The 12,666-nt window shown below is 42.6% G+C and carries 8 protein-coding genes; 7 read left to right on the top strand and 1 reads right to left on the bottom strand.

The features are described 5' to 3' along the window. Window positions 1-102 precede the first annotated feature (102 nt). From atpH to AC1RM2_RS10325, 7 genes are all read left to right on the top strand, one after another. Entirely contained in the window at window positions 103-651 is a 549-nt protein-coding gene (gene atpH / locus AC1RM2_RS10355) for an ATP synthase F1 subunit delta (protein ID WP_090642521.1), read from the top strand. A 33-nt stretch (window positions 652-684) separates the two neighbouring features. Further along, a complete protein-coding gene (atpA, locus tag AC1RM2_RS10350) occupies window positions 685-2,259 on the top strand; it encodes a F0F1 ATP synthase subunit alpha (protein WP_477449130.1) in 1,575 nt (524 codons plus the stop codon). Between the two features lie 141 nt (window positions 2,260-2,400). After that, window positions 2,401-3,282: an ATP synthase F1 subunit gamma gene (gene atpG / locus AC1RM2_RS10345; RefSeq protein WP_492985028.1), complete on the top strand. Its 882-nt coding sequence runs from the start codon at window positions 2,401-2,403 to the stop codon at window positions 3,280-3,282. A gap of 626 nt (window positions 3,283-3,908) precedes the next feature. Further along, the gene (locus AC1RM2_RS10340; RefSeq protein ID WP_492985027.1) at window positions 3,909-7,145 is read left to right on the top strand and encodes a SusC/RagA family TonB-linked outer membrane protein; all 3,237 of its coding nucleotides are present in this window, start codon (window positions 3,909-3,911) and stop codon (window positions 7,143-7,145) included. 26 nt (window positions 7,146-7,171) lie between these two features. Further along, window positions 7,172-8,608, top strand: coding sequence for a SusD/RagB family nutrient-binding outer membrane lipoprotein (locus AC1RM2_RS10335; RefSeq protein ID WP_492985026.1), 1,437 nt, complete (start codon window positions 7,172-7,174; stop codon window positions 8,606-8,608). A gap of 27 nt (window positions 8,609-8,635) precedes the next feature. Further along, on the top strand, window positions 8,636-9,697 hold the full coding sequence (locus tag AC1RM2_RS10330; RefSeq protein ID WP_492985025.1) for a DUF1735 domain-containing protein: 1,062 nt from the start codon (window positions 8,636-8,638) through the stop codon (window positions 9,695-9,697). 287 nt (window positions 9,698-9,984) lie between these two features. Beyond that, window positions 9,985-11,712, top strand: a complete 1,728-nt coding sequence (locus AC1RM2_RS10325; protein ID WP_492985024.1) for a glycosyltransferase family 39 protein — start codon at window positions 9,985-9,987, stop codon at window positions 11,710-11,712. 7 nt (window positions 11,713-11,719) lie between these two features. Here the strand turns inward: AC1RM2_RS10325 and AC1RM2_RS10320 are convergent, their stop codons facing one another. Beyond that, window positions 11,720-12,661 (bottom strand): PIG-L family deacetylase, encoded by a 942-nt coding sequence (locus AC1RM2_RS10320; RefSeq protein ID WP_492985023.1) that lies wholly within the window; start codon window positions 12,659-12,661, stop codon window positions 11,720-11,722. Window positions 12,662-12,666: the final 5 nt, after the last annotated feature.

Here is a 12,666-nt window from a genome sequence, read left to right as displayed (position 1 = left end):
GGAAATCCCAATTTTCAGAATTATTATTTAAATAGAGATTTGGGTTGGAGGATCGGGAAATAAATCCGAAATCGAAAATCCGAAATCCCAAATAAGAAAAATATGTCAGAATTAACGGTAGGAACCAGGTACGCTAAATCCCTTATTGATCTTGCACAGGAACAAAACAGTGTTGATGTGATTAAGGCTGATATGGATCTTTTTATCCATACCTTAAAAGCAAGCCCGGAGCTTAAAGCTGTTTTGAGCAACCCGATCATCGCCCACAGCAAAAAAACCAAAATACTTGATGCCGTATTTTTAGGTAAAGTGAATAAGGTTACCATTGCGTTTTTTAAACTGATGGTTGATAAAGGCCGTGGCGAGGTTTTATATACTACCGCACATGAGTATATAAACCAGTTTAACATTAAAAAGCATATCACTAAAGCTAAGGTTACATCGGCTACCGAGTTATCGGCTGCCAATAAAGCTGTGCTTACTGCCGAAGTGCAAAAAGCTGTTGGTGGTACTGTAATACTGGATGCTCATGTTGATCCGTCGCTGATTGGCGGCTTTGTATTAACCGTTGGCGACAGGCAGGTTGATACCAGCATTGCTGCAAGCTTGAAAAAATTGAAAAAAGAATTTGCCCTGAAGGTGATTCAATAATAGTAAAAACAAAACTCTAAATAAATTTAAACAATGGTAGAGGTAAGACCAGACGAAGTATCGGCAATTTTGCGTCAGCAATTGGCAGGCTTCAAGTCAGAATCTGAATTAGAAGAAGTGGGTACCGTACTCCAGGTAGGTGACGGTATTGCACGCGTTTATGGATTAACAAAAGTACAATCAGGCGAGCTTGTTGAATTTGGAACAGGTTTACAAGGTATCGTACTTAACCTTGAAGAAGATAACGTGGGTGTGGTATTGTTAGGTAAATCTGACGATATTAAAGAAGGTGATACCGTTAAACGTACCAACCGTATTGCATCAATTAACGTAGGTGAAGGTATGCTTGGCCGCGTTGTGGATACTTTAGGTACCCCGATTGATGGCAAAGGACCAATAACCGGTACTACTTACGAAATGCCTTTAGAGCGTAAAGCGCCAGGTGTTATCTACCGTCAGCCGGTTACCGAGCCATTACAAACAGGTATCAAAGCTATTGATGCGATGATCCCTATCGGCCGTGGCCAGCGTGAGTTGGTTATTGGTGACCGCCAGACTGGTAAAACTGCGGTTTGTATCGATACCATCATCAACCAAAAAGAATTTTATGATGCCGGTAAACCGGTTATCTGTATATATGTTGCCTGTGGTCAAAAAGCTTCAACAGTTGCAAACATTGTACGCACACTTGAAGAAAACGGCGCTATGCCATTCTCTATCGTAGTTGCTGCAAATGCTTCTGACTCTGCTACCATGCAGTTCTTTGCTCCTTTCGCCGGTGCTGCCATTGGCGAGTACTTCCGCGATACAGGTCGCCCGGCATTGATCATCTATGATGATTTATCAAAACAAGCTGTTGCTTACCGCGAGGTATCGTTGTTATTACGTCGTCCACCGGGCCGCGAGGCTTACCCTGGTGACGTGTTTTACCTGCACAGCCGTTTATTAGAGCGTGCCGCTAAAATCAACTCCAATGATTCTATCGCGCAGCAAATGAACGATCTTCCGGAGTCAATCCGTGGTATCGTAAAAGGTGGTGGTTCGTTAACCGCTTTACCTATCATCGAAACACAGGCTGGCGACGTATCTGCATACATCCCAACCAACGTAATTTCGATTACCGATGGTCAGATATTCTTAGAGTCTAACTTATTCAACGCGGGCGTTCGTCCGGCCATTAACGTAGGTATCTCGGTATCACGTGTGGGTGGTAACGCGCAAATCAAATCGATGAAGAAAGTTGCCGGTACTTTGAAACTTGACCAGGCCCAATACCGCGAGTTAGAGGCTTTCTCTAAATTCGGATCGGACCTTGATGCATCTACCAAAAGCGTACTTGATAAAGGTGTGCGTAACGTAGAGGTTTTGAAACAAGGCCAGTACTCACCGGTATCTGTAGAAAAACAAGTAGCTATCATTTACCTGGGTACAAAAAACCTGATGCGTAGCGTACCTGTAAAAGATATCAGGAAGTTTGAATTAGAATACACCAGTCAGTTAGAAGAACGTCACCCCGAAGTATTAGCTGCCCTTAAAGCAGGTAAATTCGACGATCAGCTAACAGGCGTACTGGAAACAGTGGCTAAAGAACTGGCAGGAAAATATTAATTAGATATGAGATGTTAGATATGAGATTTGAGACTTTCTTGAATCTCATACCTGGCAGATTAAATTAGATAAAGAGAAGAAATAGGAGCTTGTGAGATTTATCTCATATCTCATATCTCAAATCTCACATCTCAAAAAAGAATGGCTAATTTAAAAGAAGTAAGAAACAGGATAAAGTCTGTAACGTCAACGCAGCAGATTACCAAGGCCATGAAAATGGTTTCGGCGGCCAAGCTTAAACGCGCTACAAACGCTATTGTTCAATTGCGCCCATACGCCAATAAGTTGAAAGACCTTTTGGCAAATCTTTCTGAAAGTTTGGAAGACGGCTCATCACCTTATTTGCAGGAGCGCGAGCCCGTACGCATATTGGTGGTTGTAGTATCATCAAACCGTGGTTTGGCGGGTGCTTTTAATGCCAACGTAATAAAAACGGCCAATAACCTTATTGCCGAGAAATACAGCAAGCAATTGGCAGCCGGCAATGTTTCGATAGTTGCTATTGGTAAAAAAAGCCAGGAGTTTTACGAAAGGCGCAAATACAATGTAATTGGCAACAATAACGACCTGTACCTTGACCTTAACTTCGAGAATGCTTCAAAAATTACCGAAAGCATTATGGAAGGTTTTGTGAATGGCAAGTACGATAGGGTGGAGCTGGTGTATAACCATTTCCGTAATGCGGCCGTTCAGTTTTTAATTGCCGAGCAGTTATTACCTGTGCCAAAGCCCGAGAAAAAGGAAGCCGTTAAAGCTGCTAATGTTGATTACATCCTGGAGCCAAGTCAGCAGGAAATTGTTGAGCAACTGATCCCTAAGAATATCAAAATTCAGTTATACCGTGCCGTATTAGATTCAAACGCATCCGAGCATGGTGCACGTATGACAGCCATGGACAAAGCAACCGAAAACGCCGGCGAACTGCTGAAAGCTTTAAAACTTTCATACAACCAGGCCCGCCAGGCAGCCATTACTACCGAGCTTACCGAAATTGTGAGCGGCGCAGCGGCACTGGCCGGATAAACAAGCCCATCATAAACTTATTTTATATAGCCTCCTTGCAAAAGGGGGCTTTTTTGTGTTTTATGCAATGAATTTTGATTGGTATGTATTGATTGTAGATAATCTATAAGATAATAACGATTAAACCTGCGCGAAACCCGATAAAAAGATACCTATCAAAAAATCAGGCCAACTGTGACTATTATGTTGTGGTTTTAATTAAAAAAGGTCAGGTAAAACGATTTATGCGAAGAATTTTGACAAAAAACGGAGACAGCCAACAATGTAATGGCTTTTGCTTTCCTTAACTAAGGCTTAAATGGCTGTTAGGAGTTAAGGTATAGTTAACTATTTGGGTGCTTATTTATCCATTTTATGAATAAATATTCGCGATTTATAGCCATTTTTGGCTAAAAATAGAATTTTTTGGATAAAATAGCCTGTTTTCGCTTTTTAATTAGTCAATTAAGATGAGTTTTTTATGAATTTTTTGTTTTTTAACAAGTATTGCGCTTTTTGATGTGAAAATCACTTAAATTTTCGCTATTTTCAATAAAAAGTCAGCAACGTTAAAAAAATTAATTTATTGTTTGCTCATTGGTATGAAAATCATATTTTAGGAAATTAACTTAACTGATTTTTATACGATGAAAAAACTTTTATTCACAAGTTTTTGCGTCCTGTTGTTATGCTTAACGCAGGCGCAAGCACAAAACCGTACTGTTACCGGTACGGTTACCGCCAAAGATGATGGCCTGCCCATCCCGGGGGTAACAGTAATTGTAAAGGGTACAACCGCAGGTACCCAAACTAATGCCGCCGGTAAATTCTCATTAAGCGCTCCTGCAAGCGCTACACTTATTTTCAGGTTTGTTGGTTACTCGGCGGTAGAAATGCCTGCCGGTGCTGGTCCAATGACTGTAGTTCTTACATCGGTGAGTAACCAGTTGGGCGAGGTTGTAGTAACCGGTGCATTTAATACCAAACAAACATCACGCGCTATATCTTACGCGGCGCAGGTTGTAAAGTCTGATGCGTTAAACACCATCCGGCAGCCAAATGTTAACAATGCGTTGGCGGGTAAGGTTGCTGGTTTGCAGGTACGTAGCCAGTCGGTAGGTGCTTTGGGCCGTAACACACAGGTAAGGCTTCGTGGCGCTACCGGTTTCGGTAACAGTTCAGGTGCCCTGTATGTTGTTGATGGTACTATTCTGCCAAACTCTGATGACCTTAACCCCGATGATGTGGAAAACATCACCGTATTGCAAGGCCCGGCTGCATCAGCGCAGTTTGGTTCGGCCGGTGCAAATGGTGCTATTGTTATCACTACTAAAAGAGGTGGCAAAGTTAAAGGTGTTGGCATCGAGCTAAATGCCGGCGTAAACTTTGATAAGGTTTACATACTGCCTAACTACCAAAATACCTATGCCGGTGGTGCTTCTGCAGATTTGATGCAATATCACTACAAAGCAGGCGATCCTGAAGGATGGAAAGCATTGGATGGTAAATATTATCCGGATTATACAGATGATAGCAGCTGGGGCCCTAAAATGGTTGGCCAGGAGTATATTCCATGGTATGCCTGGGCTCCGGGAACCAAATATTCGTTTAAAACGGCAAAGCTTGTTGCCCAGCCAAACAACGCGCGCGATTTCTTTGAAACAGGTACTACCCTTAACAACGGCATTGCTTTCACAAAATCGGCCGATGATTATAACATCAGGATGTCTTACAACAATCAGCATGTAAATGGTATAGTTCCGTATACTGCCCTGATGAAAAACGTATTTAACTTAAATATTAACTACGATTTAGGCAAACACTTTACTGTTGGAGCCAATGTTAATTTTGTTAGCCAAAAAGTACATGGCAACATAAGCGATGGTTATGCCAATGCGTCGTCAGGTAACTTTAACCAGTGGATGCACCGTGACCTTGATATGGGCATCATAAAGGAATTGAAGGATTTAACAAGTCCCGATGGTACGTTGGTAAGCTGGAATCATCAGAACCCAACTTCATACACAACTGATGATCCGGGTTATTTTTACGCCGGTAATTACTGGTACAACATGTACAAAATAGCCGAGCTGAATACCAAAGACAATCAGCGCGACCGTTTTTATGGTAACATATATTTACAATATAAGCTTAACAAGGATTTTAATATTAAGGCAACTTACCGTAAAAATTCAAGGAGCGAGTGGCAAGAAGAATTCATTCCTGCTATCCTTCAAAAAAGCGGATCACAAACAGGTGTAAAAAATTACTACCGCACTTACAATGTTTACGAGAACCGCGAAAACTACGAGTTGCTGGCAAATTACAACAAGCAGATAGCTGATTTTAAAATTGATGTAAATGCCGGTAGCGATATTTATAACAGGAGCTATAAGGATAATGGTGGCAACACCGTTGATGGTTTAAGTATCCCCGATCTTTACAATATAACCAACTCGGTTAGTGCGCCATCTGTTTTTAACACCCGTACAAATGAACAATACAGGGCGTTATTTGCAAAGGCTACATTAGGCTACAAAAATTTCTTATTTATAGATGGTACTGTACGTAATGATTGGTACTCCTCATTATTCCCTAAAGATAACAGCGTATTAGCTAAATCATTTGGTGGTTCATTTGTGTTTAGCGAGCTATTGCCACAGTTTAATAACTGGTTAAGCTTTGGTAAGGTGAGGGTATCGTATGGTGAAACCCCACAGGCGCTTGCAACTGCAAACGATAACTACGGCGGATACAGGAATAACACGGTTTACGGTGTTAATCAATACAAATTCGGTACAAACATATTAATGAACACGCCCGACCAAAGCGTTGACCCTGCCTTACACGGTGCGGTGTTTAAGCAAACAGAAGTAGGTTTGGATTTGAGGTTCCTTAACGACAGGTTAGGTTTATCGGCCACTTACTACCAGGGTACAGATGTTGATTTCCCTGCATCAGTTACGGTAAACCCTGCCAGCGGTTTTTCAAGCATATTAACCAACTTTGGTAAAATTCAAAGAAAGGGTATTGAGCTTACGTTAAGTGGTACCCCTGTACGCATCAATAACTTTAACTGGGATGTAACAATTAATGGTGCACGCCAGCTCCAGAACAAAGTTATAGAGGTTAGCAAGAAATATGGTGTAACACGTTATATTAATCCGGACGACCACGTTTGGGGCAATGATATGCCTTATATGGTGTTCCAGGAAGGTAAGGAGTGGGGCCAGATATATGGTAACGGTATAAAACGTAATGCAGCGGGCGTTCCGATTATTGCTGCAAACGGTATGTATGCCAACGATCCGAACGTATATTTTGGCAGCGTGCTTCCAAAATGGACGGGTGGTATTCAAAACTCATTCACCGTATTTAAAAACTTCGTGGTTAATGCCAATATCGATTACCAGATTGGTGGTAAATTTGTTTCACTATCAAACAGGTGGGGCCAGTACAGCGGCTTAACTTCTGTAACTGCTTCGCTTAACGATAAAGGTGTTCCGGTTCGTGACCCTGTTGCCGATGGTGGCGGCGTTAAGGTTAGCGGTGTAGACGATACCGGGAAGGCTGTTTCAAGCTACGTCGACGCTAAAACCTATTTCCAGGGTTTAACCAACAACAAAACTTACGATTCATATATCTACGATTTAACATTTGTTAAACTTCGTGAGGTTTCAATCGGTTACAAAATACCGGTAGCTAAATTAGGTTTAGGAAAAGTTATCCAGTCGGCAAGGTTTGATATCACCGGGCGTAACTTGTTGTTGATCTATGCTAAATCAAAAGATTACGATCCGTCTGAAATTAGCTCACAACAAGGTGAAACAGGTCAGTTACCAGGCACCAGGGGCTTAGGTTTTAACCTTAAGGTAACTTTCTAAGCAAACACAAATTAGATTCAAAGAAAATGAAAAAAAGATATATTTATACACTAACAGCCGCGTTTGTTTGGTTAGGTACGGGCTGTAATAAGTTGAAAGACTTTGGTGGCGTTAACCAAAATCCTACTGCAACAACACAACCAATTATAGCCGGTTTATTAACCAATGCCCAGGTAAGTGTTACCGGCTTGTCATCAACAGGTACACCGGCAATAGCAGGAGGCCAGTACGCGCAATTTTTTACCGAAACCCAGTATTCCGGCACATCATTATACACTTTGCCACAGAATGATTTTACAACCTATTATTCTGGCCCGTTATACGATTTACAGAATGTCATTAACCTTAATCAAAGCAAGGCATCATCAGCAGTAGCCAAAATTTTGCAACAATATATATTTTGGGTAGTTACAGATTCATGGGGCGAGGTGCCGTATAGCGATGCTTTAAAAGGTTTAAATGCTATTCAGCCGAAATATGATACGCAGGAGACTATTTATAAGGGTATTATAGCCACGTTAACATCTGCCCAGGCCGAGCTTGATGGCTCGTCATTAGCAGGTGATGTAATTTACGGTGGTGATGTTGCGGCATGGAAACGTGCAGCAAACTCTATTAAGCTATTAGCTGCTGTTCAGCTATCAAAAGTTGTTCCTGCTGCAAGCGGTTACGCTGCAACAGCCGTTAAAGAAGCTATTGCTGCCGGCGTAATTGAATCAAACAGCCAGAACATGAAGGTAACTTTCCCTGGTGGCGGTATTAAAAGCCCCTGGTATACCTTGTATGATGGACGTAAAGATTTTGCAGAATCTAAAACCATGACCGACATTTTGAAGGGGCTTAATGATACAAGACTTGCTGTATATGGCGGTAAAAGCGAGGCTATTGGCAACACAGAATCATCTGATATCGGTGTAACCTACGGTTTGGCGCGTAACAACGTATTGGCATTTATTGAAGCTAACCCGAACTGGGCGCGTGTAATGCGTGGCGACTTCCGTACCACTACAGGTTCGGTAACCATTGTTACTGCGGGTGAAGTTTACCTTGCAAGGGCAGAGGCCGCATCGTTAGGATGGACCACCGAGGTTGTTGCAACCGATTACCTGGCAGGTATCACCGCTTCAAACGCACAATGGGGCTTAGCTGCGCCAAGTGCTGCTTACATTGCAGCTGCGCCTCCAACCATTGCAAACATTACCGTTCAAAGGTGGATTGCAAGTTATCCTGATGGTCACCAGGCGTGGGCTGTCTGGAGAAAGTCGGCCACTACTGCTAATCCAAAAGGTTACCCTGCGCTGAACCCTGCGCCGGATGCTGTTAATGCTTCTAAAAAGATTGTAAGCCGCTTTGTATATCCTACCAGCGAGTACAGCTCTAACGAGAAGAACGTTAATGCAGCGGTTGCCAGAATTACTGGCGGGGATATTCAGGATGCTCACGTATGGTGGGATGTAGACTAATTGATTATAACTATTAATAAAAAAGACATGAAAAGGAATAAATTTTTAAATCATATTCTTCTTGCCTGCTCTGTTTTGGTATTGTTTTCTGCCTGCCGTAAGGTGCCGGCCGGCGACTTATCAAATGAGAACCCAACGGCAGGAACCACCTATATCGGTATACCTACCGGCATGGAAAAATCGAGTTTTTTCGATCCGTTTACAGACATAAAAATAGTAAATGTGTTCACAGTTAAAAAGGATGCGGCAAATAACACGGACCTTAAAAAACCCGAAAAAATCGTTTTAACGGCTCTTCCTGATGCCATAGCCAAATACAATGAAAAAAATGGTAAATCGGTTGAATTACTGCCTCAATCATTTTATACGTTAGGCACCGGAACTGATATAACTCAGGCTTCGAGCGGTAATCTTACATTTGCATTCGCCTCAGGTGATTTTTCAAAAGATTTCATTATCAAGCTTGATGGTAGCAAATTGGATCTGTCTAAAACCTATGCGTTGGCATATAAAATTACCAGTACCGATGGCATAGCCATACATGCTGCAAGCAAGGATACTATGTACGCATTTTTTAGCGTGAAAAATAAATGGGACGGTGTTTACAAGGTAACAAGCGGAACGATGGTTGATAAAACTAATGCCGCGTTTACACATCCCAATAACTGGTTAGCGGTCTTTGGTATTTCAGAAAATAAATCTCCGACAAATGGCCCGATGGAATACGAGTTGAGGACCATATCTGCTACGCAGTGTGTATTGTATGATAATTATATTTTCGGTACAGTGGCTACGCCAATAACAACTGGTACGGCGGCTGATGCCATAAGCTATTATGGTAGCTTCGGATTGATTGTTACCTTCGATCCCGTTACTAATAAGGTAGCAAGTGTTACAAACTATTACGGTCAGCCTGCGGGAAATTCGCGTTACGCGCAATTGGACGCCAGTGGTGCAAATGTTTATGATCCAAGTGCTAAAACCGTTACCATTAAGTATAATATGTGCCAGCCATCAGTAGTAACTGTTGCGCCATTTATTAGAACAACATGGGACGAGGTTTGGACTTACAAAGGTGCAAGAGAATAACCGATAAATGATATGATAGCAAAATCTTAAATCTGTAGTCTAAGCTACGGGGAATTCTGGCGGCGGCTATCGCATTATCCAGGAAGACATTGCTCATAAATAAAATCTTTGTTCTATAGTTAATTAAAGGGCTGCCCCGTTTGGGGTAGTCCTTTTTTTATTGGTGGAGAATTAATTTTTTTGCTGCTTTTTGTTTTTTAACAATGTAAAAGCGGCAACCTGCAAGGTGTTTTTTCCCTTTCCTGTTTTATTATACCTTTACAGTATCAAATAAATAGCAGCAGCTGATGCAGGATACCGCCATAAATGATGTACAGGCCAAAGGCAGGCAAAATAAGCTTATCATCTATTTTTTACTGTTATGGACAGCGCTGAACATCCTACAGGCTGCCACGTTGGAGGTGCATGCCGATGAAGCCTACTACTGGCTTTATTCGCGCTTTATGGATTGGGGCTATTATGATCACCCCCCTATGGTGGCCGTATTTATCCGTGCAGGATATGGGTTAATTCATAACAGTTTTGGTTTGAGGTTGCTTACTGTTATCTGCAGCAGTTTGTCGCTATGGTTTATCTGGCTAACGCTTAAAAAGTACCGCGTAGATGCGCTTACGTTTATCCTGGTGGTATCTGGTATTTTTGTGTTTCATATTTATGGCTTCATTACCACACCCGATGCGCCGCTGCTTATTTTTACTGTATTGTTCCTGTTTTTTTTGCAGCGATACCTTGAAGAAGATAGATGGAAACTGGCGCTGATATTGGGTGTAATAGCCGCCTGCCTGCTGTATAGCAAATATCACGGCATATTGCTGTTGGCTTGCACTGTCATATCAAGCCCTAAATTGTTTAAGCGGGCGTCGTTTTATGGCATAGTGGTGCTGGCGCTGGTATTGTTTATACCCCATATTTTATGGCAGGTTAATAACCAATTTCCATCTATAAGCTACCACCTGGCCGAGCGGGCAGATAAGCCTTATGATTTGTCCTTTTCCTATAATTATCCATTAGGTCAATTGCTTATGGCGGGGCCTTTAATTGGCTGGCTGCTGTTTTATAAGGGTTTTACCCTGCGTATTAAGGATGCATTTACACGTGTGCTGCTGGTAAACAGTATTGGAATATTGCTGTTTTTTTTCCTGACATCGTTTAAAGGCGAGGTGCAGCTGCATTGGACGCTCATAGCCTACGTGCCGTTGTGCATGCTGGCGCTAATCCATTTTACGCAGCCGGGTGGCAAACCGGCCTGGTTTAACCGTTTGGCCGTTATCAATATCATTTTGATTGTTTTTGTAAGGCTGCTGATTATGACAGGCTTGCCCGTACTAAAACAAATGCATGCGCTGAGGATTTTTTACGATTTTGAAGATTGGGCAAAACTGGTGCACAACAAGGCTGGCGATAACTATGTAATTTTTAACGAGGGTTTCCAAAATCCATCAAAATATAATTTTTATAACAATACCTTAAAAGGATTTGATTACGACCCACGCTATTACCGCCGCACACAATACGAGTTTTGGCCGATAGAAGACAGCCTGCAGCACAAACGCGCCTATTATGTATTAGAACATCCTCAGCCGGGCTTCAGTACAGATACCATCAATACACCCGCAGGCACCTGGTACGGCGGCTGGGTAGATGATGTGCGCACCTATCAGAAAATTGAATTTGAAGCAACAGAAAAGGAAGAGGTGGTAGCACCGGGCCAACAAAAGGTTTTTGATTTAACATTTAAAAACCCTTATCGGGTGCCTGTTAGCTTTAGCAACAAGGGCCAGCTTCACCGGGTTACTTTGGAAGCCAGTTTTATTGTTGATACCGACGTGTTCAGTAGCCAAAGGGCCGACGACAGTTTTTACAACATCAGCCTGAAACCTGGTGAAACAACCCACTTTAAGTTTAATGTAACCGCGCCAGCCAAGCCGGGTAAGTACCAGTTGGTGTTTTCGTTACTAACCGATCCGTTTAACGGCGGGCGTAACAGCAAGGCGATAAGCTATACCGTGAAATAAACGCAGATTATTTGGATTTTGAGTACAACGGCTTTGCATCCTGGTAGCTTTTGGGCAGGTAAGGGGTATAACTCAGCGCCCGGAATAAAGCCTTTGTTTTTTGTAAGCCGGCATTACCATTCACGGCGAAATACCAAAAATCTTCTACATCGCCATCGTTCATTGTCATTTGGGTAACGCCTTGCGATTTGTGCTCGGCAATTTCCCAGTTGGCTATTACTTTGTAGTTTACCCTGTTTTTGTAGCTGAAGGATGCTGTGCGGTCTACGTTAAAATTTGCCGTATCCGTCAACGGCACGGTTTGCGCATAGCTGCTGTAGCCTGTAAACCGGGTAATGGTATCGGCCTTGTTGCAGGTAGCCGCACCTAAAATAACCGGCCTGTTATTGGCCGGCAATGTTGCTATGGCATTTAGGGCAATCAGGGCGGCGGCTTTATGGGCGCCGTGAGTACCAGCCTCGGGCAACAGGGTAAATATAAAATCATAATGGTTGTTTGTTAAAACCTGGTGCAGGCGGGTGTTTACGGTATTAACATTCCAGCTGGTATCCAACGGCTCCCGTTCATTTAAGGTATAGTGGGCATCTTTTTGATCGATGAAATAATAATTGTTTACGCCTAAAATATGGCCCGCGTTTACCAGCTCGCGCTTGCGGATGCGTGGCAGGTTGGCGCGGCCGGTTTTCTCGTCGGTTAGCTCAATTCCGTAATAGGTTTCGGCCAGGGTGGCGTACTTGTATCCGGCTTCACCGTTGGTTATCACAAACAAGTCGACAATACCGTGCTGCTCTTTGGCAATTTTGTACAGCGTTACCGAAAATGTGCTCTCGTCATCTGGATGTGCCATTACTACCAGTACACGCGGGCTGTGGGCTGTAGCCTGGGCGTTTGCCTGTTTTAATCCCACCAAATAAAAACCAACAATTAATAATAAAGCCAGCTTTTTCATAACAT

The sequence above is a fragment of the Mucilaginibacter sp. GW822-FHT03E02 genome (assembly GCF_058801545.1).
Note: the sequence above shows the minus strand (reverse complement) of the source record. Positions and strands in the feature narration are given on the sequence as shown.